General features: G+C 40.2%; 20 protein-coding genes and 1 pseudogene. 18 read left to right on the top strand and 3 right to left on the bottom strand.

Annotated elements, in window-relative coordinates; genetic code table 11:
• Positions 1-8 precede the first annotated feature (8 nt).
• The 6 genes from accC (at position 9) to EDD69_RS13535 (ending at position 7041) form a co-directional block, all read left to right on the top strand.
• Positions 9-1364 carry an acetyl-CoA carboxylase biotin carboxylase subunit gene (gene accC, locus EDD69_RS13560; protein ID WP_132949450.1) on the top strand — a complete coding sequence of 452 codons (1356 nt, stop codon included), beginning with the start codon at positions 9-11 and terminating at the stop codon, positions 1362-1364.
• A gap of 30 nt (positions 1365-1394) precedes the next feature.
• The gene (locus EDD69_RS13555; protein WP_132949449.1) at positions 1395-1607 is read left to right on the top strand and encodes an acetyl-CoA carboxylase biotin carboxyl carrier protein subunit; all 213 of its coding nucleotides are present in this window, start codon (positions 1395-1397) and stop codon (positions 1605-1607) included.
• 12 nt (positions 1608-1619) lie between these two features.
• Positions 1620-2537, top strand: coding sequence for a hydroxymethylglutaryl-CoA lyase (locus EDD69_RS13550; protein WP_132949448.1), 918 nt, complete (start codon positions 1620-1622; stop codon positions 2535-2537).
• 14 nt (positions 2538-2551) lie between these two features.
• A complete protein-coding gene (locus tag EDD69_RS13545) occupies positions 2552-3334 on the top strand; it encodes an enoyl-CoA hydratase (RefSeq protein ID WP_132949447.1) in 783 nt (260 codons plus the stop codon).
• Between the two features lie 12 nt (positions 3335-3346).
• Positions 3347-4903, top strand: coding sequence for an acyl-CoA carboxylase subunit beta (locus EDD69_RS13540; RefSeq protein ID WP_132949446.1), 1557 nt, complete (start codon positions 3347-3349; stop codon positions 4901-4903).
• 149 nt (positions 4904-5052) lie between these two features.
• Positions 5053-7041 (top strand): acetoacetate--CoA ligase, encoded by a 1989-nt coding sequence (locus tag EDD69_RS13535; protein ID WP_132949445.1) that lies wholly within the window; start codon positions 5053-5055, stop codon positions 7039-7041.
• Positions 7042-7145: 104 nt separating this feature from the next.
• Here the strand turns inward: EDD69_RS13535 and EDD69_RS13530 are convergent, their stop codons facing one another.
• A complete protein-coding gene (locus tag EDD69_RS13530; RefSeq protein ID WP_132949444.1) occupies positions 7146-7610 on the bottom strand; it encodes a DinB family protein in 465 nt (154 codons plus the stop codon).
• Between the two features lie 242 nt (positions 7611-7852).
• On the opposite strand from EDD69_RS13530, the gene EDD69_RS13525 reads away from it, so the two are divergent.
• Positions 7853-9193, top strand: a complete 1341-nt coding sequence (locus tag EDD69_RS13525) for a TrkH family potassium uptake protein (RefSeq protein WP_132949443.1) — start codon at positions 7853-7855, stop codon at positions 9191-9193.
• Between the two features lie 19 nt (positions 9194-9212).
• A complete protein-coding gene (locus EDD69_RS13520) occupies positions 9213-9866 on the top strand; it encodes a potassium channel family protein (protein ID WP_132949442.1) in 654 nt (217 codons plus the stop codon).
• Between the two features lie 148 nt (positions 9867-10014).
• Here EDD69_RS13520 and EDD69_RS15435 read toward each other — a convergent pair whose 3' ends face one another.
• Positions 10015-10191: an MFS transporter gene (locus EDD69_RS15435; protein WP_165871800.1), complete on the bottom strand. Its 177-nt coding sequence runs from the start codon at positions 10189-10191 to the stop codon at positions 10015-10017.
• 289 nt (positions 10192-10480) lie between these two features.
• Between EDD69_RS15435 and EDD69_RS13515 the strand changes: the two genes are divergently transcribed.
• The 4 genes from EDD69_RS13515 (at position 10481) to EDD69_RS13500 (ending at position 14154) form a co-directional block, all read left to right on the top strand.
• Positions 10481-11851, top strand: a complete 1371-nt coding sequence (locus EDD69_RS13515) for a sensor histidine kinase (protein WP_132949441.1) — start codon at positions 10481-10483, stop codon at positions 11849-11851.
• Between the two features lie 2 nt (positions 11852-11853).
• A complete protein-coding gene (locus tag EDD69_RS13510; RefSeq protein WP_132949440.1) occupies positions 11854-12525 on the top strand; it encodes a response regulator transcription factor in 672 nt (223 codons plus the stop codon).
• A gap of 12 nt (positions 12526-12537) precedes the next feature.
• A complete protein-coding gene (locus EDD69_RS13505; RefSeq protein ID WP_132949439.1) occupies positions 12538-13092 on the top strand; it encodes a TVP38/TMEM64 family protein in 555 nt (184 codons plus the stop codon).
• Positions 13093-13176: 84 nt separating this feature from the next.
• Complete coding sequence (locus EDD69_RS13500; RefSeq protein ID WP_132949438.1) at positions 13177-14154, top strand: F510_1955 family glycosylhydrolase; 978 nt, start codon at positions 13177-13179, stop codon at positions 14152-14154.
• Between the two features lie 165 nt (positions 14155-14319).
• On the opposite strand, the pseudogene EDD69_RS13495 reads toward EDD69_RS13500, so the two are convergent.
• A pseudogene (locus tag EDD69_RS13495) lies at positions 14320-15498 on the bottom strand (multicopper oxidase family protein); the annotation flags it as partial.
• A 125-nt stretch (positions 15499-15623) separates the two neighbouring features.
• Between EDD69_RS13495 and EDD69_RS13490 the strand changes: the two are divergent.
• The 6 genes from EDD69_RS13490 (at position 15624) to EDD69_RS13465 (ending at position 21384) form a co-directional block, all read left to right on the top strand.
• Positions 15624-15974: a class I SAM-dependent methyltransferase gene (locus EDD69_RS13490; RefSeq protein WP_243643126.1), complete on the top strand. Its 351-nt coding sequence runs from the start codon at positions 15624-15626 to the stop codon at positions 15972-15974.
• Between the two features lie 135 nt (positions 15975-16109).
• The gene (locus EDD69_RS13485) at positions 16110-17987 is read left to right on the top strand and encodes a copper amine oxidase N-terminal domain-containing protein (RefSeq protein WP_165871799.1); all 1878 of its coding nucleotides are present in this window, start codon (positions 16110-16112) and stop codon (positions 17985-17987) included.
• Between the two features lie 432 nt (positions 17988-18419).
• Positions 18420-18926 carry a GNAT family N-acetyltransferase gene (locus tag EDD69_RS13480; protein ID WP_132949436.1) on the top strand — a complete coding sequence of 169 codons (507 nt, stop codon included), beginning with the start codon at positions 18420-18422 and terminating at the stop codon, positions 18924-18926.
• A gap of 88 nt (positions 18927-19014) precedes the next feature.
• Complete coding sequence (locus EDD69_RS13475) at positions 19015-19653, top strand: polysaccharide deacetylase family protein (RefSeq protein WP_243643125.1); 639 nt, start codon at positions 19015-19017, stop codon at positions 19651-19653.
• 14 nt (positions 19654-19667) lie between these two features.
• On the top strand, positions 19668-20252 hold the full coding sequence (locus EDD69_RS13470; protein WP_132949434.1) for a DedA family protein: 585 nt from the start codon (positions 19668-19670) through the stop codon (positions 20250-20252).
• 22 nt (positions 20253-20274) lie between these two features.
• Positions 20275-21384 (top strand): MGDG synthase family glycosyltransferase, encoded by a 1110-nt coding sequence (locus EDD69_RS13465; RefSeq protein WP_132949433.1) that lies wholly within the window; start codon positions 20275-20277, stop codon positions 21382-21384.
• Positions 21385-21389: the final 5 nt, after the last annotated feature.

Genomic DNA, 21389 nt, shown 5'->3' with positions numbered 1-21389 from the left:
TGCTCCATATGTTTTCAAAAATATTAATCGCGAACCGAGGCGAGATTGCTGTGCGAGTGATTCGCACATGCAAGAAATTGGGAATTCAAACCGTTGCTGTGTATTCAGAAGTAGATGCTGACTCCTTGCATGTAAAACTCGCGGATGAGGCGTATTTGATCGGAAAGCCGCGCGTGAATGAAAGCTATTTAAACATTGAAAAAATCATAGAAGTGGCAAAAGAAACAAAAGCGGAAGCGATTCATCCTGGATACGGATTATTGTCGGAAAATTCAGCCTTTACCCGTCGTTGTGAAGAAGAAGGAATTGTTTTTATTGGCCCAAAAGCGGATGTCATTGCACGAATGGGAAGCAAAATCGAATCGCGAAAAACAATGGCGGAAGCGGGAGTTCCTGTTGTACCGGGAATCTCCTTCCCGCTGGCGGATGTGGAAGAAGCGGCAAAAACGGCGCTCGAGATTGGTTATCCCATTATGCTAAAAGCGTCTGCTGGCGGTGGCGGCATTGGCATGCAAGTTGTCCATAACGAAGAAGAATTGAGAAAAGCGTTTGAAGGCAATCAAAAACGTGCTGCCTCTTTCTTTGGTGATGGCGCCATGTATATGGAAAAATACATTGAAAATCCAAGGCATATCGAGATTCAAATTTTAGCTGACAAGCATGGAAATTGTCTGTACTTATGGGAGAGAGAATGCTCGATTCAACGCCGTCATCAGAAAGTCGTTGAAGAAGCGCCATCTTCGTTCTTAGACGAAGAAACGCGTAAAAAAATGGGGGAAACGGCTGTTCAAGCTGCCAAGCACATTGGTTATACAAACGCCGGAACCATCGAGTTTCTTGTTGATGAACAAAAAAACTTTTACTTCCTTGAAATGAATACACGTTTGCAAGTAGAACACCCCGTAACGGAGGAAATTACGGGACTAGACTTAGTCGAAGAGCAATTGCGCATAGCTGCTGGAGAAGCTCTGCGGTATTCACAAGACGAGATAAAACGAGACGGTCACGCGATTGAAGTGCGGATTTACGCCGAAGATCCTAAAACATTTTTTCCGTCTCCAGGCACCATTACGGTTTTTGAAACACCTAATGGAGAGCATGTTCGCAACGAAACGGCTGTTACGAGCGGATCAGCTGTTACGCCATTCTATGATCCAATGATTGCGAAGTTAATTGTAAAAGGGAAAAATCGCCAAGAAGCAATTCAACATATGTTACATGCATTGGATCACTATCAAGTTGAAGGGATTAAAACCAATATTCCGATGTTGAAAGAAGTTCTCTCTCATCCTGAATTTCAAGCAGGAAATACAACGACAAACTTTGTGAATCAATATTTAACAAAAACAACCGCTAAAAAATGATACAAAACGGTGAATGGGGGAATGGATGGTATGAGTCAAGTAATGGCAACGATGGCAGGTAACGTATGGAAAATTGTAGTTAGCGTTGGTGAACAAGTCGAAGAAGGACAAGATGTTGTGATTTTAGAGTCCATGAAGATGGAAATTCCAATTGCTGCAGAAACATCGGGGATCGTCAAAGAAATTAAAGTACAAGAGGGCGACTTTGTAAACGAAGGAGATGTATTAATCGAGCTTGAATAGGGGGAGAGAACGATGAACAAATGGCCGGAGCAAGTCACTATTAAAGAGGTAGGTCCCCGCGATGGACTGCAAAATGAAAAAACATTCATAAAAACAGAAGATAAAATTGCTTGGATCAATCAATTGTCCAAAACAGGATTGTCGTATATTGAGATTACATCTTTCGTGAATCCAAAATGGATTCCTCAGTTAGCGGATGCGCTTGAAGTGGCATCAAACATTGAGAAAGCACCAGGGATTACGTATGCAGCACTTGTTCCGAATCGCAAAGGGTTAGAGGGAGCGCTGGCGGCGAATGTGGACGAGGTGGCCGTTTTTATGTCTGCCAGCGAAACGCATAACCGTAAAAACATTAATAAATCGATGGATGAAACATTTCCGGTCTTAAAAGAAGTCGTGGTTGAAGCAAAAAAAGCCGGTAAAACGGTGAGAGGTTACATCTCGACCGTTTTCGGTTGCCCGTATGAAGGACCGGTTCAGATTGAACAGGTGATAAAAGTTTCGGAAAACTTGTTTGAAATGGGAATTGATGAGCTATCATTAGGCGATACGATTGGAGTAGCCAATCCTCGCCAAGTACAAGAAGTATTGACAGAATTGTTAAAGCGATTTCCGAAAGAAAAGCTAGCGATGCATTTTCATAATACGCGCGGCACAGCGCTTGCCAATGTCCTTGCGTCGCTTGAAATGGGAATTGCAATATTTGACAGTTCGCTTGGCGGTTTAGGCGGTTGTCCTTATGCCCCAGGTGCATCCGGAAACCTGGCAACAGACGACTTATTATACATGCTTGATGGGATGGGAATTTCTTCAGGTGTTCAGATGGAAGAACTGACAAAAGCAGCGTTTTTCATTCAAGACAAAATTGGGCGTAAGCTAAATAGCCATTATTTACAGACTTTAAATAAGTCTGAATGCCAACTTAGCTGAGGGGGAGCTTTTCTATGTCTGCATCGGTGCTCTATTCTACGTTGGATCATGGGATTGCCATTCTTACATTAAACCGGCCTGAAGCGGCCAATGCGCTGTCTTTAAACCTGCTTCATGAGTTGCGAGCGATCCAACAAGAATTAAAATTTAATAGAAACGTACGTTGTGTGATTGTCACAGGAGCTGGAGAGAAAGTATTTTGTGCAGGAGCCGATTTAAAAGAACGGGCGCAAATGAACGAAACGCAAGTGCGCCAAACCGTATCTCTCATACGAGAAGTCATCAATGAGTTTGAACAGCTGCCACAACCGGTTATTTGCGCCATCAATGGAGGAGCGTTCGGCGGCGGATTAGAATTGGCTCTTGCTTGTGACATTCGTATAGCTGCTGATACGGCCAAAATGGGGTTAACAGAAACTTCGTTAGCGATTATTCCTGGGGCAGGAGGAACGCAGCGTCTCCCGCGATTGATTGGAAAAGGACGAGCAAAAGAGTTAATCTATACCGCAAAGCGGATTTCGGCTTTTGAAGCTGAAAAGATTGGTTTGGTTGAATATGTTGTTCCGTCAGAACAATTGTTGAATCAAGCTATACAAATGGCAAACCAAATTGTCGAAAATGCGCCTATTGCCGTTGCCCAAGCAAAAATGGCCATCAATCGCGGTTTAGAAGTCGACTTAAATACAGGGCTTAAGATTGAACAAATGGCTTATGAAGTGACGATTCCGACGAAAGATCGTCTCGAAGGATTACAAGCATTTAAAGAAAAAAGAAAGCCCGTTTACAAAGGGGAATAGGAGGTAGCAATTATGAGCGCAAATGAAGTAATCAAGAATCAATCATTGACAGAAAAGCTAGAAGCAGAAAGAAAAAAAATCGAACAAGGCGGCGCCCCGAAGTATCACAAAAAAAATGCAGAGCAAGGAAAGCTATTCGTACGTGACCGCTTAAAATTATTATTTGATGAAGGATTGGAGTTCGAGGATGCTTTTTTTGCGAACTGTTTAGCGGATGGTTTACCAGCGGATGGCGTTGTTACTGGCGTTGGCAAAATCAATGGACAAACCGTTTGCGTAATGGCAAACGATTCAACCGTAAAAGCGGGTTCTTGGGGTGCGAGGACGGTTGAAAAAATCATTCGCATTCAAGAAACGGCGGAAAAACTGCGTTGTCCCATTTTGTATTTAGTCGATTCAGCAGGTGCGCGAATTACGGATCAAATTGAGATGTTCCCTGGTCGCCGCGGCGCAGGACGCATTTTCTATAATCAAGTAAAACTTTCTGGAAAAGTACCGCAAGTTTGCTTGTTATTCGGGCCGTCGGCAGCAGGCGGTGCCTATATCCCGGCATTTTGCGACATCGTGATCATGGTCGAAGGCAATGCATCGATGTACCTTGGTTCACCGCGAATGGCGGAAATGGTCATTGGCGAAAAAGTAACGCTTGAAGAGATGGGCGGAGCGCGAATGCACTGCACGGTTTCTGGTTGCGGCGATGTTCTCGCGAAGACGGAAGAAGAAGCGATTGCTTTTGCGCGCAAATATTTATCATACTTCCCGGCAAACTACAGCGAAAAGCCGCCTGTAGCAGAACCGAAATTACCAAAATCTTTCGAAAAAACACTGGAAGAAATTATTCCGTTAAACCAAAATGCTCCTTTTAATATGTATGACTTGATTGAACGCTTAGTCGATGAAGGCTCTTTCTGCGAAATTAAAAAGCTGTTTGCTCCTGAACTCATTACCGGTCTTGCCCGTTTAAACGGACAGCCGATTGGCATCATCGCAAACCAACCGCGCATGAAAGGCGGAGTGCTGTTCCATGACTCAGCGGATAAAGCGGCGAAATTTATCACCCTTTGCGATGCGTTTAACATCCCGCTGCTATTCTTAGCGGATATTCCAGGATTTATGATTGGTACAAAAGTCGAACGTGCGGGGATCATCCGTCACGGGGCAAAAATGATTTCTGCCATGTCGGAAGCAACTGTTCCAAAAATTTCGGTCATTGTCCGCAAAGCATATGGTGCTGGTCTTTATGCGATGGCCGGACCAGCATTTGAGCCTGATTGCTGCTTAGCGTTTCCACACGCACAAATTGCCGTCATGGGACCGGAAGCCGCGGTGAATGCGGTTTATGCGAACAAAATCGCCGAGTTACCGGAAGAGGAAAGAAAAGCATTTATTGAACAAAAACGAGAAGAGTACCGAAAAGACATTGACATTTATCGTCTTGCTTCCGAAATGGTTATTGACGGTATTATTGCGCCGAATGAGCTTCGAAACGAATTAATAAAACGATTCGATGCATATATGTCTAAGTATATAACGTTTTCTGAACGCAAACATGGTGTATATCCTGTTTAATGCAAATTCGTTCTGGTGCAAAAACTTCAAGAAACTTGCAATGAACCTTTAAACCTTTGACATACTGATCCAATGAATCGAAAGCAGGTGCGTCATCAGTACATTTATCAAGGTGATATCAATAAAGATCATCGTATGGGGGAGTAGGAATGGTTTTAGAAAAGGTGGAAGGAAAGTTATTGTGGGAGCCTTCACGACAATTACAAGAGAATTCGAATATTAAACAATTCATGACATGGTTGGAAGAAACGCGGGGGCTATCCTTTCAAACGTACCACCAATTATGGAAATGGTCTGTATCAGATATTGAAGGATTTTGGTCGTCACTATGGCACTTCTTTAATATCCAAGCGAAAACACCTTATGATGAGGTTCTAGAGGAAAGAAAAATGCCGGGAGCGCGATGGTTTTCAGGAGCAACCTTAAACTATGCCGAGCATATATTCCGACATGACCTTTCAGAAGAAATTGCAGTTATATATGAAACAGAGATCCGGTCTCAAGGGAAATTAACCTGGGATGAGCTGAAAAAGAATACGGCTGCGATTGCCGAATATTTAAAGTCGTTGGGGGTCAAACGCGGCGATCGTGTCGTAGCGTATGCTTCCAATATTCACGAAACATTGACGGCATTTTTGGCGTGTGCAAGCATTGGAGCAGTTTGGTCAAGCTGTGCACCAGAATTTGGAATCATGAGTGTCGTTGACCGTTTTAAACAAATCGAGCCGAAAGTATTGTTTGCTGTTGATGGATACCGCTACGGCGGCAAGGATTATGATCGGCTAGAGTTAGTGAAAACACTCCAAGAAGAGCTTCCGTCATTACAAAAAACGATTATCATTCCTTACTTACATGAACACCCTAATGTAGACGAATTAAAAAATGCTGCATTGTGGAATGATCTTATAGCGAAATATAAGGGAGCAACGTTAACATTTGAGCCTGTTCCTTTTGATCATCCTCTTTGGATTTTATATTCATCCGGAACAACTGGTAAGCCAAAAGCGATTGTTCATAGCCAAGGTGGTATTTTACTTGAGCATTTAAAGATCCTGAGCCTCCAAATGGACTTAAAAAAAGGCGACCGGTTTTTCTGGTATACAACGACTGGATGGATGATGTGGAACGTTGTTGTTAGCGGGTTACTAACGGGTTCAACGATTTTATTATATGACGGAAATCCAGGGTATCCAAACTATGATACATTATGGAAGTTTGTGGAATCGACAAAAATGACAGCGCTCGGAACGAGTGCAAGTTTTTTAACGGCATGTATGAAAGCAGAAGTAAAACCGAAAGAACATTTCGACCTCTCCCATTTAAAAAGTATCGGTTCGACGGGTTCACCACTTCCTCCTAGCGGATTTGAATGGGTGTATGAAAATGTAAAAGAAGATGTATGGTTGTTTTCTACGAGCGGTGGAACCGACTTATGTACAGCGTTTGTTGGCGGAACGCCATTATTACCTGTTCATGCAGGTGAATTACAGGCATGCGCGTTAGGCGCCTCTGTTAAAGCGTATAATGATCGAGGGGAAGAAGTAGTTGATGAGATCGGTGAACTCGTAATTACAGAACCAATGCCATCGATGCCCATCTATTTTTGGGGCGATGAAAATGGAATGCGATACAAAGAGAGTTATTTTGATGTATATCCTGGAATTTGGCGACATGGTGACTTTATTAAAATGACATCAAGAGGAAGCTGTATTATATATGGACGCTCAGATGCGACGATTAATCGCGGTGGAATTAGAATGGGAACGAGCGAAATATACAATGCCCTTGAAAGCATCCCAGAAGTGGTCGAAAGTTTAGTAGTGGATCTCCCGATAACAAGTGAACAATCATATATGCCGTTATTCGTCGTTTTAAAAGAAGGTGTACAACTTTCTGATGACTTAAAAACACGTATAAAACAAGCGATCCGCCAAAACTGTTCACCGCGTCATGTTCCAAATGACATTTTTCGTGTTGAAGAACTGCCAAAAACGTTGAACGGCAAGAAGTTAGAAATACCAATTAAGAAAATATTAATGGGCACACCTGTCGATAAAGCGGTAAACCTAGGCTCATTATTAAATCCGGAGGCGTTACAATACTTTTTAGAGTTTAAGAAGAATAGGGATGGTCGTTGAAGCGGCTGAAGGGGATATACCATCGAAGACGTTCAAGCAACAACCGAAATGCATATTAATTAAATTATAAAACAACCAGGTGAGCGAATCACCTGGTTGTTTTTTTAGCCGCGCTTAATAAATAAAGGAAGGTCTGTATGGCCCATTTCGCGCACGTATACGAAAAGCTGGCCTTTATGATGGATTTCGTGGTCCATGGCGGATTGAAGAAATTGTGCGACAGAGAGTTGCGCTCCAAAGATTTTCGTTAGATCAAGCACACGATCGAAATCTTCGTCTGTAAGCGACTCTAGCAAACTTATTGTCTTTTCTGTATATGTTTCTGCTAGTTTGTGAAGATCTGTTTCTGTTTCTTCAATTTTTTCTTGAAACAGCGTTGGGTTTCCTTCTTTTGCGACTTTTGCGAACTTGTAGAACGTAAATAACATATGAGTGGCTAACTCTTTTGCTGACATGGATGTCGGTGTTGGTTTGAAATCATAATGTTCTTTTTCAATTTTGTTAATGAGTTCGTTCGTAACGTTGCGGTGAGATAAAAAATACTGAATAAACTGCTTTGTACGGCTCATGATCCATTCCTCCTTGAGAAAAATTAATATTTATTACTTCCATGTTAAGATGAAAAATGTCTTTTTGCAAAAAATTGGCTTGAAACACGTACAGCTGAGAAAATAACGCATTTATTTATAAACTTGGTGATGTGGTTATGCATTACAAAAAATTTCAATAGCCATAATATTTAAGACAATGGATTCATGTCTTTTTTTGTTTCTGAACGGTCTACATAAATTGAATTGAGGGAGGGGTAGCGATGCGCTGGAATGCAAAATATCATTTCGATCCTCCGAAAGTGTTAGTGGGCGGATTTGCGTTCATTATTTTCATTGGTTCGATTCTTTTAACACTTCCGATCGCCACAAATGACGGAAAAGGTCTCCCGTGGCTGGATGCGTTGTTTACTGCCACATCAGCTACATGTGTGACAGGGCTTGTCGTCGTTGATACAGGAACGACATTTACGTTGTTTGGACAATTGGTGATTTTATTGTTAATTCAAGTGGGTGGGTTAGGTTTTATGACGTTTGCGACGTTTTTTGCTTTTCTGTTAGGGAAACGCATTTCTCTAAAAGAACGGCTGCTTCTTCAAGAGTCGTTGAACAATTTAACCATTGAAGGAATTGTAAGACTTGTGAAACGAATTCTTATTTTTACCGTTATGATCGAGTTCATTGGAGCTATTTTATTAGCCATTCGTTTCTCATTTGACATGCCGCTATTAAAGGCGCTTTATTTTGGACTGTTTCACGCCATTTCCAATTTTAATAACGCAGGATTTGATATAATGGGCGAATTCAGAAGTTTCACCGGTTATGTCGAGGACCCTGTTGTTACGCTTGTCGTATGCACGCTGATTATACTTGGCGGAATCGGTTTTATTGTGATGAATGAAGTGTATGAGTATCGTGAAACATGCCGTCTTTCTCTGCATGCAAAAATTGCTGTTTTTACAAGCTTGTTATTAGTTGTACTTAGTACACTGGCAATATTTTTGTTGGAGCTGAATAATCCGAAAACGTTGCAGCCGCTGTCTCCGCTCGGAAAATTTCTGGGTTCCTTATTTCAAGCGGTTACCCCCCGCACAGCAGGTTCTAATACGTTAAACATTCCCGACTTAACGCAGCCGACTTTGTTTTTAATGATCTTTTTAATGTTTGTCGGGGCTTCTCCTGGTTCAACTGGAGGCGGAATTAAAACAACGACATTTGCTACGTTGTTGGGAGCGGTTTGGTCGCAAATTAAAGGAAAAGAAGATGTGACCTTCTTTAAGCAACGCATTGTTTATGACACGATTTATAAAGCGTTGACGGTGACATTTAGCGGTCTATTCATTGTAGTCACGATGACGATGTTATTAACGATTACAGAGCGTGGGAAAGACTTTTTGATGATTCTGTTTGAGGCGACTTCTGCGTTTGGAACGGTAGGACTCTCTATGGGGCTGACAACGGAGCTCTCTCCTATTGGGAAAGTCATCATTATTTTAACGATGTTTGCCGGCAGGTTAGGGCCATTAACGATTGCGTATGCCGTTACATTGCGCAGAAAACCGGATCCGTTCCGTTATCCGAAGGGCAAAATTATGATTGGCTAATTGCAAGGAGGTGTTACTGATGAAAAAGCAATATGCAGTCATTGGTTTAGGAAGATTTGGTTCAAGTATTGCTTCTACTTTATTTGAAGCAGGCAATGAAGTATTAGGAATAGATATCAATGAAGAACGGGTGGAGAAATTTAAAGATTGTGTTACATATGCTGTTGTCGCTGACTCTACTGAAGAAGAGGCGTTAAAGGCGGTTGGCATTCGCAACTTCGACACGGTCATTGTCGCGATTGGAAATGATATTCAAGCCAGTATTTTGGCGGTGCTTGTTCTCAAAGAATTAGGGATCAAGCAAGTGATCGCTAAAGCTCTCAACAAGCGTCACGGGCAAGTTTTATATAAAGTAGGGGCGGATTGGGTCGTCTTTCCCGAGCGGGATATGGGTGAGCGCGTCGCACATCATCTTATGTCGCCTAATGTCCTTGATTTCATTGAGCTTGCGAAAGATTACAGCATCGAGGAAGTTAAAGTGCCGATGAGTATGACGGGAAAAAGCCTCAAGGAACTGGATTTACGCGCCAAATTTAACTTAAGTGTCATTGCGATCAACAGCAGGGGGAATATTCATATTTCTCCGTCTCCCGATCAAATGATTAAGGAAGATGACGTGCTAGTGGTAATCGGAAGAAATGAAGATTTGAAACGGTTCGCGAATTTGCAATGATAAGCTTATTGCGAAATCAAGAGCTGATAGAATGGGGATGACCCAAAAGCAAGCGTCAGACCTCACGACATTGGGTAAATGAACGATGGATTGTGAAATACACGTGAGGTCAGATACTTATGGGCCATGCCTATGAATTTTGTACGATTCATTCGTTATTGGCAACCGCAGGCAATAAAAAGCTTAACACCGATGCGCCAATGAGCAGAATAATCGAGTAAATAAACGAGATGTCATAGCTCCCTGTAACATCATAGAGAAGACCGGGGATATACGAACCGATGGCAGAACCGATTTGGTGACTTAAGAATAGCCAGCCAATCACAACGCCCACCGAAAGATGTATGAACCTCTCCCACCTACACGTTGTTTAGAGGTGGGAGACTTCTCGGTGAACATGTTAAAAGAACGAATAAAGGAAAAATTTTGTTGTCATAGTCAGAAAAGCGGTCTTCTATTCATGATGAGATATGTCGGAAACTCAACTTGAATCTATATATACTATAAAATCCATAAATTCTGCACATTTCATTTATACAATAAATATTACCGCGATTTTTTAGATCGTCCATTTCGCTTAAACTAGAATGAGAGCTAATAAGGAAGGAACAAAAATGAGGAAAATTTCTTTTAAATTAGGATTATTATTTTTTGTATTCATATTCGGAATAGAAACGGTTTTATTTGCATCATTGTATTTTACTCTCGTTCATTCTAGGATTGTTGAAGAATTCGAACAGTTGCTAGCAAGAGGGAATAGTCACCGTGATGTGCTAGAGCAAAATTATGATCGTTCTACGTTAGAACACGTCGTCATGATGGAGTCTGAAGCAGAAACAGATGTCGCGATTACAGACGAAAAGGGAGATGTATTGTATTTTTCAGATCATATTTTGCCATTTGCCAAAAAAATAATAAAAAGAACAAATAAAAAAATTCCTCGCGATGGGATGATTGTACAAAAAAATTGGCAAAAAGAATCACATATTTCAACAGTAAGCCCGATTCAGATTGACGGCAAGATAAAAGGATACGTCTATATGTTTCAAGATACGAATTCGATTCAAAACATGATTGATAAGCTAAAGCATCATTTCATTGTGGTAGGAATCCTTTCAATATTTTTAACTATTATTACGATTGCTTTCTTATCCAGAGCCATTACCATTCCCCTTATTCGCATGAAACAGGCGACTGAAAAACTTAGTAAAGGGGATTTCTCTGTTCGTTTGCAAGTAAAAGGAGAGGATGAATTAGCTGAATTAGGAAAATCCATTCAAACATTAGCGAAGGATTTAGAATACTTGAAAAAAGAAAGAAAAGAATTTATTGCCAGTATTTCTCACGAGCTTCGTACGCCTCTAACCTATGTAAAAGGATATGCCGATATAGCTAGAAGACCTCATATTGACGAAGAAGAGAGAAATCGATATTTGTCTATTATCTACGAGGAAGCAGAACACATTCAAAAATTAGTGAAGGATCTCTTTGAGTTAGCGCAATTAGATCAGCATTCTTTTCAAATTCATAAGGAACCTACAAACTTATGTTCTTTTTTAAAGAAAGTATACGATAAAATGTATCCTGCTTTTCAATCTAGAAAAATGTCTCTTGTATATGATTGTGATCAGAACATTATTGTGCATATCGATCAAAAACGTTTTGAGCAAGTCATGATCAATTTGTTAGATAACGCCTTAAAACATTCTGATGAAGGTTCGACCGTTTCAATTGATGTAAGAGCTGAGAATAAGAAGGTTGTGATGATTGTTTCAGACGAAGGAACAGGAATCCCCGAAGAGGATTTGCCGCATATTTTTGAGCGGTTATATCGAGTGGATAAATCACGATCAAGAGCTAGCGGTGGAACGGGCTTAGGATTAGCGATCGTAAAAGAAATCATTGAAGCCCATGGAGGTTCTATTTATGCGGAAAGTATTTATGGAAAAGGAACAAAAATGATCATTACATTGCAGGAGAGATGAGCATGTACACGATTTTACTGGTTGATGATGAAAAGCGAATGTTAGATTTACTTGAGCTTTATCTTTCTCCTAAAGGCTATCATTGTGTAAAGTGCGAGTCTGGTTTAGCAGCGATCCAGTACTTGGAAAATAACGAAGCCGATTTAGTGTTGCTGGATATTATGATGCCGGAACTGGATGGCTGGGAAACTTGCAAACGAATCAGAGAATTTTCCAATATTCCGATTATCATGGTAACCGCAAGAGATCAAACATCGGATATAGTAAAAGGACTTAATATAGGGGCTGATGACTATATTACAAAACCTTTTGATGAATCCGAGTTGATTGCTCGAATAGAGGCGGTATTACGCCGCTCCGTAGGAAAACACTCACGTATTGAGTTTGAAGGTTTAGTTTGGGATGAAACGGAACATAAAGTTCAGTATAAAAACCGTTTGATTTCTTTGACACCTAAAGAATTTGCTGTATTAGGTCTCTTTTTGAAAAATCCAAACCAAGTGTTTAGCAGAGAACAAATTATTGTATCATTATGGGGTTATAACGCAAATACAGAAGAGCGTACCGTAGATTCTCATATGAAAAATATTAGAGAAAAGCTTCGACAAGTTGGCTTCCCGGTAGATCAATTTTTGCAAACAGTTTGGGGTGTAGGATATAAATGGGAGGCATAAGTTGGGAAAAGGATGAAAGAACAAATTATTGCACTATTCCACACATACGAAAATATTGCTTATCTCATTAGTATTGCTATAAATATTTTTATAAGCATTTTAGGCGTTGTACCAAGCTTCTTTTTGACGGCCGCTAATTTGACTGTGTTTGGGTTTTGGAAAGGTACTTTCTTATCTTTTGCAGGCGAAGCAATCGGGGCCATTGTTTCCTTTCTTTTATATCGTAAAGGCTTCAGAAAAATTTCCGAAAAGAAGTTGTTTTCTCACCCGAAAGCAAGGCGTTTGCTTGAAGCAAAAGGTTTAGAAGCTTTTTTTCTTGTTCTGTCATTGCGGCTTCTTCCTTTTGTTCCATCGGGAGTTGTTACCTTTGTTGCCGCAATCGGAAAAACATCTTTATGGATCTTTATGATTGCTAGCTCAATGGGAAAGATCCCTGCATTACTATTAGAAGCTTATTCGGTTTATCATGTAATGAATTGGACATGGCAAGGCAAAGTGATATCAACATTTCTGTCTATTCTTTTATTGCTATTTACCTGGAAGAAAACCAATGGAAATAAAGATTGATCATAGCTTTTCAAGAAATCAACTTCATAAATTTTGCACGTATTTCTGCTATAAAATCTTCATACACAAAAAGGGGAATGAGCAATGAAAAAAATGATCAAAGCGATGATAATCACATCCGCTATCCTTCTTCTAAACGCTTGTTCGTCATCAAAGGAAGAAAAAGAACCGTCTTTTGTCACCAGCAAAGACCAAACGAAATCCAGCGTATCTGTTGCAAATAATCCTTTCTTTAAGGAAAAGAAAGAAGGGAAGTTTGAACATTTACATGGAATTGGTTATGCAGGCAATCAAAATGCAATTTACTTTGCTACGCATGAAGGTTTGCTCGTTTATCAAAATAATAAGTGGTATGAGACGATTTCAAATAAACATGATTATATGGGCTTTTCTGCAACAGATGATGGGTTTTATGCATCGGGGCATCCGGAAGAAGGCTCATCTTTAGGGAATCCTCTCGGTCTTGTGAAAAGTGTCGATAGTGGACAAACGTTGATGAACCTAGGATTTTATAAAGAATCTGATTTTCATTATATGGCTGTTGGCTATAAGAGCCATACGATTTATGTCGTTAATCAAGAAGAAAATGAAAAGTTAGGACAAGGATTATTTTATAGTAAAGATGACGGTAAAACGTGGTCACAAAGTCAATTAAACGGCCTTCCGCAAACTTCAGCGGGAACGATTGCTGCCCATCCAACGGACGAAAATATGGTTGTAATCAGTACTCCTGAAGGAATTTTTCTTTCAAAAGACAACGGGAATAATTTTGAACGGTTTACTCGGAAGTTTAACACGACGACTTTTGTCTTCCAAGAAAAATCAATTTTATTTGCTGCCATAGAAAACAATACACCTGCACTAATCAAACAATCATTAGAGTCAAAACAGGAACAAGTTCTTTCAATTCCTGCACTCGATGCTAAAGACTTTATCATATATATGGCTTCGAATCCGACAAATGATCAAGAAATTGTGATCGCGACTATGAGCGGGGATATTTTCATGACAAAAAATAACGGTAAAAGCTGGACTAGACTAGCATCAAAAGGAAAAATATAAATATGTTTTGTCGGTTTTTATCTCTTACATCGTCTAATTAAAAAAATCTAGCTTTTTCGTTATATTAAGCAATGCTACTTACAGCTATTCGCTATAGGCGGTAAGAAAAAATATGGTCACGGCAAAAGGCATGCCGTGACCGAACGTCTGATATGCTTTGAATGACTATTCGCCTTTATTGGTTGTGTCATTAGGATCCGGTGTATAGCTAGACTTATAATCTCGATATTTTACTTCTGTGACCATTCCCGCAGAAGCATGGTGCAAATCATGGCAATGGAACATCCAATTTCCCGGATTATCCGCTTTAAATGCGATTACATATTCTTCTCCTGGTTCCAAATTTAAGGAATCTTTCATTAGTGGAGAGCCTGTAATTGGCTTCCCATTTTTACTTAATACTTGGAAGAAGTGTCCGTGTAAATGCATTGGATGTACATCTGTTGGTGAATTGTTAATCATTTTTACTTTGACTAAGTCACCTTTTTTTATGTTTATCGGTTTTGTTTCCGGATATGTTTTTCCATTAATCGTGAAGATCATGCCGTTTTTGCCCATCTCTGTTCCTAAATCCATCGTGTACTCTACATCATATTTTTGGTCTAACGTAAATGGACCTAATTCATTTTTTCCGTATTTTGTTATATCGACGATAGGAAGCTTTTCTTTTGCATTTAATTTGTCAGCTTTTCCCGTTTCGCCTTCGTACTGAATTTTCACTTTCATGCCATCGGTTCCTTTCATATCACCATGGCATTCTAATAACCATTTACCCGGATTATCAGCTACAAATTCAATATCATAACGTTCACCCGGAGCAATATTCAGAAGTTCATCTTTAATTGATTGCGGATCTTTTAACGGTTGCCCGTCTGTTGCGACAATTTTAAAATCATGACCATGTAGATGGAGTTTGTGGGACATGTATCCTGCATTCACAAGGCGAAGTAGCACTCTTTCCCCTTTCTTCACTTTTAAAGGCTCGATAGCAGAACCGCTTTTCCCGTTAATCGTGAATAGATCGTACATGCTCATATCATGATTCATGCCGCTCATATTCATTTGTTCGTCATCGGAATGATTTCCATGATGCATATTGCTATGATCCATACCATTCATATCTATATGTCCTTCATCCGGATTGCTCATCCACTCATCTAACACAAGTGTATAGTCTCGATCGACTTTTTCCCCGGTCTTAGGCTCAACGATTAATGTGCCGTATAATCCCTTGTCCAATTGTTTAGCGCTTTCTTGATGGGAATGATAAAAATACGTTCCCGGTACAGTAGCTGTAAATTCATATGTAAACGTTTCCCCCGGTTTAATTGCGTTCATCGTGGGAAGATGTTCTTGTCGATTATGATGAATTTTGCCGTACCGACCGCTTTGGACAGTTTCCGGAGAGCTATCCGTTTTTAGGCATAAATCCAGCTACCGGTCAACCGAAAGTATGGTATAAAGATGAAATGACTCTTCATTATATCGTTGATGATATTCGCAATCTGCCTTTTGGCAAAGAGTTCGATCTTGTCATTAGTGTTGGTTTGCTTGAACATTTTCCCGACGAGCATAAACATGAAGTATTAGATTGGCATCGAAAATTCCTCAAACCAGGCGGCTATGTGATTATGACCACACCTCGATACCAGCTCAAATCTCTTCTTTTTTACAAAATCATGGCGGATGTCATGAACCACACTTACCGAGAACTCATGGACATTCAGCAAATGGGATTGTATGTATATGAAGGAGGATTTGACATTCTGCGTCACGGATTTATTAAAGTTCATAACGGAATTGTTGCTAGACCGCGATAATGTGTGAAAGTGCCTGTTTCACGAATGGTGATCAGGCACTGTTTTTTTGTGTAAAACGCACATAAGCTGAAATATTTTATCATTTTTGTTATAATATTTCTGTTTTGACAGAAGGTATTAAAAGGGGGGAAGATGTTGAGAAGAAACATAATGGCTTTATCGCTTCTAATATCGATGTTATGTTTTTATTTTCATGGCATAAATGTAGAAGCAAAAAGTTCAATTGTTGAATCGAAGAAAACTGTTGTTATGGTGAACGGTGAGCAGGTGTATACGGATGTGCCACCGATTGTTGTACAAGGGCGCATGCTTGTTCCAATACGTGCCATTACTCAATCGATGGGAGCCATTGTCAATTGGGATGAAAAAACGAAAACGGTGACGGTTACTAGACTGAATCATTCTATATACCTTTCTACTTCTTCTCACAAAGCGTTGGTGAACGGAGAAGAATATACGTTGGATGTCATACCTGTTATTTACAAAGGAAGGGTATTCGTTCCGCTTCGTTTCATAGGCGAATCGTTTAACGGAACCGTTTTATGGAGTGGGGAAAATAATACGATTACGATTACGCTTCCTGAAGAAGTTGCGCGTGAATGGTCATATCCAATCTATCTAAACAATAAAGCGTTAGTTTCTAATATGAAACCAATTGTGAAAGAAAATAAGGTATATGTTCCATTAAAAGCAGTTTTAGTGAACTTAGATAATGATGTAGATTGGCTAGAAGAAGACGAAGTCATGCAAGTGCAATTGAATGTAGCCGAATTAACCGTTTACGTTGGAAAGAATTATGTGAATGTTGATGGAATCGAAATTGCGACCACAGATGCCCCGATCAAATATAAGGACGAAGTATATGTTTCGATTCGTTTTATTACGGAGGCTTTGGGCGGAACGTATTATGTAGAAAAAACAACAAAAGAGACGTATATTTACATTAATCGGTTAAGATTTAAAAACGAGTTTTTACAAAAAGAAAGTTTATCGATTGCGCGGCCAATCAATGTTCCTAATGCTCGTTTAGTTGGAAATAGACGATTAATGGTGAGCGACAATCCAGAAAATTTAACTCCGCAGACGATTCCGACTGATACGGCCACTCTTTGGCACGATGAGGTTCGTTCATCCGAGTTATCAGTCGATCATCGCGTGTACGGATGGCATATCAATCAACTCGGTCAAAAAGTAATGCTTGCCATTACAATCGAAAACCTTTCTTCTACGAATGATATTGAAGTACATAGTTTAAAAGGAACATATCGAACAAGTTCGAACGGATGGGTGAACTATGATGTTGGTCTGCCGATTGCGGAAGCGGTACTAAGTGGTCACTTGGTGCCAGGAAAGATGTCTAATACAATTGTGAAGCCTGGAAAAACGGCGGTTATCCAAGTATTTGAACTGGAAGATAAGCATCTTATTGGATTTTTGAATGATTTTACGGTCAAAAAAGCTTCGGGAACAGGAGAATTACATTACAAAGTTAGAACGGTTTTAAGTAAAACGGGCACATCGTTAGCGTCCATTAAATCAGATCCAGTAAAGATAGATCCGATCGCTGCGCATCCGCGAGGAGTATGGCGCAGTTCGCAGCTAGAAACAGAAATTCCGCCATATACGGTAGGAAGTGGAGAAGTAGCATATAACATTTCCAATGGCGTTACGGATCATTTTATGTCTATTTCTGAAGCGATTTTTGACAATGAACATTGCGTACACAATCCGGGGCATTATGGGGCAACTTACAAAGTGAAAATTCCGATTGTTAATCCGACAGGTGATGTGAAGAAAATAAGGGTAAGAGTGAGCAGTCGAGGAGGTTTATATAGCGGAGCTGTAAAAGTGAATGGAACTGTTTATTTAATCCCTGTTTTAGCACCGGCTACAGAAGTGGCAAACATTATGGATTATGAAGTGAGGAACGAACACGAGACGATTGAACTGGAGTTTATGCATAGCGGAGGCTCCTCTTTACCATTGGCAATTGATTTAATTACTTTAGAATGAAATCGACTTTGTTCGTAAAATTTCCCCGGAAATCGACAAGGTTTGATAAGGAGTAAAAAAGTATAACTAGCAGAATCGTGCAATATAAATTCAAGTTGTGTTTTCGACATGCCTCGTCATGAAAAGAAGATCGCTTTTCCGCCATAGGCGGCAAGAAAAATCTTGCCGCTCCGGCATGCCTCTAGCATGCCGATCCCGAACGGAAAACGCATAGCGGACAAATTCATTTGTCCAATGGCGTTTTCCGTTCGGGAAAGTGGCAGAAAAGCTTGTTTATGTCGAAAAATTAAGCTTATCATATATATATTGACTAAAAGAGGGTACGCGTTTTTGTTTGTAATTGAAGGAGAATGAATAATCAATAGAGAAATAAAGAAACATGTTCAGCTGCGAGTTGGATGTTGATGGAATTGCCGTCGAGAGAGGTGCTGTATGAACATCGTTCCGATTGTTGAGGAAATGAGAGAAGAGGTGCGTGAATTTTTTACGCAACATTGGGGCAGTGCGGAAATGGTATATTCCCATGGCGTATTTCGCTGTGATGAGCTGGACGGTTTTGTTGCGGTGAACAATAATGGCGCATGGGTTGGTTTAGTGACGTATTTCGTTCATAACAATGAATGTGAAGTCGTTTCCCTTGATAGTATGGATGAAGGAAAAGGCATCGGAACCGTTTTGTTACGTGTGGTGGAAGAAGAAGCAAGGAAAAGAGGTTGCCATCGGGTTTATTTGGTTACTACGAATGACAACTTAAACGCGCTCCGTTTCTATCAAAAACGCGGCTATCAATGTGTGCGCGTGATCCCGAATGCAGTCGAAAAGGCGCGAAAAATAAAGCCGCAAATTCCGACAATGAGCGAAGATGGAATTCCGATTCGAGATGAATTCGTGCTTGAAAAACGATTGGAAAGAAAGAGGTCATCTTTTATCGTAGGATGACCGCTTTTTTGTGTATAATGGAAATTGAGTGATGGTTAAAGGGGGACATCGTTTGTTTGTCTGTTTGTTTATTGTCATTGTGTTCCTTATGTATGGCGTCATTCCTACCGTTATGATTCGTTCATTTTCGCTTCGCATTTATAAAAAAGGAATGAATGGAATCGCGTTAACATTTGATGATGGGCCAGATCCGATTTATACTCCTCAATTGCTTGATTTATTAAAAAAACATCATGTGAAGGCAACGTTTTTTGTTGTCGGTTCAAAAGCGAAAAAGTATCCTCATATTATAAAAAGAATCGATGAAGAAGGCCATGCGATCGGACTACATCATTATCATCATATTAGCAATTGGATCTTGCTCCCATTTTTTGTCGAATGGGAGCTCAAAAAGACAGCAGATGTCATTGAAGAGATTACTGGAAAACGCCCTGTTCTCTATCGTCCGCCTTGGGGACATTTCAATTTATTTACGCTGTTTACGCAAAAAAGGTATAAAACGGTGATGTGGACGTATATTCTTGGCGACTGGAAAGCCTCGCTGGGAGCAAACCGATTGTATGAGCGGCTAAAAAACTGCCGAAAAGATGGAGCGATCATTGTTCTTCATGACAGCGGATCAACGCTCGGGGCAGATGAAGAGGCGCCAAAATATATGTTAAAAGCGTTAGAACGCTTTTTAAAAGAAAACAATGATATTCGTTGGACGAGCGCCGATGAATGGTAAAGGGGATTTCTTTGATGGAAGCAAACAACATGTTGGCGTATATTCAATCTCATGGGTATATCGTTCTTTTTCTTTCAATGTTTTTCGGCATCGTTGGCATTCCTGCCCCTGAAGAATCGCTGTTGTTTTTAGTAGGCATGTTAATTTCGCATGAGCAGCTCCATTTTATAAAAAGTTTGCTTTTCGCTACTGTTGGGGCAACCGTTGGGATGGTGGCTGCCTATGTAGCTGGTTATACGTTTGGCTCCCCATTTCTATTTAAATGCGGACATTATATTGGTGTGAATCGAAGGCGCTTTCGTTATGCGTACCGACAATTTCGAAAACATGGAAAATTATTTATCTTATTCGGCTATTATCTTCCTGGGGTTAGGCAAATTTCTCCTTATATGGCGGGCGTTGTTCGTTTTCCTTTTCCGTTGTTTCTTCTCTTGTCGTTTTTCGGTTCACTTGTTTGGATTAGCCTCTTTCTTTGTTTAGGAAAGTTTCTTGGGGAAAAGCTGCATATTCCTTTACATGTCATCCCGTTTATTGCGCTGTTCTTTTTTGTTTTATTTATCGGCGGAATGTATATGAACAAGAAAAGAAAAAACACATAATCAAAAGGGAGTTCGTCCATATATGAAAATTCTCGTTTTACCTTTGTTTCAAATGCAATCTGGTCATCATCAAGTCGCCGATACACTCATTTATTCCTTGCAGCGAAAATTTTCGAATATCGTTTGCAAAAAGCTCGATTTCCTTAGTTATTGTAATGAGCAAATTGAGAAGCGAGTGGCCGATTTTTATCTTCGTTGGATTTCCGTGCATCCTCATTCATATGAATGGATGTACAATCGATGGATGAAAAAATTGGACCATTCGCATCTTGAACCGTGGCGGTTTTATTTTGAACGAAAGATGAAGCGGCTCATCGAAGAGGAACAACCCGATTTCATTATTTGTACGCATTCATTTCCTTCGCATATTCTCGAACGTTTAAAAAAACAACGGCTGATTGAAGTCCCCGTTGTGAACGTCTACACCGACTTTTTTATTAACGGAGTTTGGGGAAAAACGGCGATTGATTATCATTTCGTTCCTCATCAAGAAGCAAAGGAAGAGTTGGTGAAAAAGTATAACGTGCCAAAGGAAAACGTGATTGTGACAGGGATTCCTGTTCATGAGCAAATTGTACGAGTGCCTGAAATGAAAAAAGGGGCAGAAAAGAAGCATATTTTAGTAGCTGGCGGAAATCAAGGATTAGGAAAAATGAAAGATTTTCTTAAACGAACAGAAGGAGCCATATTTACGTATTCGGTTTTATGCGGAAAAAATGAAGAGCTTTATAACGAGTTAATGAGTTGGGACCATCCTTCTGTTCGTCCTCTTCCGTATATTTCTTGTCCGAAAGAGATGAATGCATTGTATGATCAAGCGGATGCGATTGTGACCAAACCTGGTGGAGTGACCATGAGCGAAGCGCTTCTTAAAAAGTTGCCCGCTTTTACCATTTCGTATTTACCTGGCCAGGAGCATATAAATTTACGGTATTTAATGCGTCATGGACTTATTTATCGTTTATCTGATTGTTATGAGCGGCAGTTAGAGCGTATTTTGCGAGATGAAATGGAAATGAATCGATTAGAGCGGCGAATGAAAGAGTATGAAAAACAAATCGAACAAACGGCACAAGAAGCTCTTGAACATATCATTGAAAAAAGTGAACGAAGACAGAAGCTAAAGCGGTAAGACGT

Origin of the sequence: Thermolongibacillus altinsuensis, from assembly GCF_004341205.1 — a bacterium.
Lineage (GTDB): Bacteria > Bacillota > Bacilli > Bacillales > Anoxybacillaceae > Thermolongibacillus > Thermolongibacillus altinsuensis.
This window is presented reverse-complemented; position numbering and strand designations above follow the sequence as displayed.

What these genes read in the sequence shown, in the direction of transcription:
- accC (WP_132949450.1), top strand. Translation starts at nt 9, where the DNA reads ATGTTTTCAAAAATATTAATCGCGAACCGAGGCGAGATTGCTGTGCGA.
- EDD69_RS13555 (WP_132949449.1), top strand. Translation starts at nt 1,395, where the DNA reads ATGAGTCAAGTAATGGCAACGATGGCAGGTAACGTATGGAAAATTGTA.
- EDD69_RS13550 (WP_132949448.1), top strand. Translation starts at nt 1,620, where the DNA reads ATGAACAAATGGCCGGAGCAAGTCACTATTAAAGAGGTAGGTCCCCGC.
- EDD69_RS13545 (WP_132949447.1), top strand. Translation starts at nt 2,552, where the DNA reads ATGTCTGCATCGGTGCTCTATTCTACGTTGGATCATGGGATTGCCATT.
- EDD69_RS13540 (WP_132949446.1), top strand. Translation starts at nt 3,347, where the DNA reads ATGAGCGCAAATGAAGTAATCAAGAATCAATCATTGACAGAAAAGCTA.
- EDD69_RS13535 (WP_132949445.1), top strand. Translation starts at nt 5,053, where the DNA reads ATGGTTTTAGAAAAGGTGGAAGGAAAGTTATTGTGGGAGCCTTCACGA.
- EDD69_RS13530 (WP_132949444.1), bottom strand. Translation starts at nt 7,610, where the DNA reads ATGAGCCGTACAAAGCAGTTTATTCAGTATTTTTTATCTCACCGCAAC.
- EDD69_RS13525 (WP_132949443.1), top strand. Translation starts at nt 7,853, where the DNA reads ATGCGCTGGAATGCAAAATATCATTTCGATCCTCCGAAAGTGTTAGTG.
- EDD69_RS13520 (WP_132949442.1), top strand. Translation starts at nt 9,213, where the DNA reads ATGAAAAAGCAATATGCAGTCATTGGTTTAGGAAGATTTGGTTCAAGT.
- EDD69_RS13515 (WP_132949441.1), top strand. Translation starts at nt 10,481, where the DNA reads ATGAGGAAAATTTCTTTTAAATTAGGATTATTATTTTTTGTATTCATA.
- EDD69_RS13510 (WP_132949440.1), top strand. Translation starts at nt 11,854, where the DNA reads ATGTACACGATTTTACTGGTTGATGATGAAAAGCGAATGTTAGATTTA.
- EDD69_RS13505 (WP_132949439.1), top strand. Translation starts at nt 12,538, where the DNA reads ATGAAAGAACAAATTATTGCACTATTCCACACATACGAAAATATTGCT.
- EDD69_RS13500 (WP_132949438.1), top strand. Translation starts at nt 13,177, where the DNA reads ATGAAAAAAATGATCAAAGCGATGATAATCACATCCGCTATCCTTCTT.
- EDD69_RS13490 (WP_243643126.1), top strand. Translation starts at nt 15,624, where the DNA reads ATGACTCTTCATTATATCGTTGATGATATTCGCAATCTGCCTTTTGGC.
- EDD69_RS13480 (WP_132949436.1), top strand. Translation starts at nt 18,420, where the DNA reads ATGAACATCGTTCCGATTGTTGAGGAAATGAGAGAAGAGGTGCGTGAA.
- EDD69_RS13475 (WP_243643125.1), top strand. Translation starts at nt 19,015, where the DNA reads ATGTATGGCGTCATTCCTACCGTTATGATTCGTTCATTTTCGCTTCGC.
- EDD69_RS13470 (WP_132949434.1), top strand. Translation starts at nt 19,668, where the DNA reads ATGGAAGCAAACAACATGTTGGCGTATATTCAATCTCATGGGTATATC.
- EDD69_RS13465 (WP_132949433.1), top strand. Translation starts at nt 20,275, where the DNA reads ATGAAAATTCTCGTTTTACCTTTGTTTCAAATGCAATCTGGTCATCAT.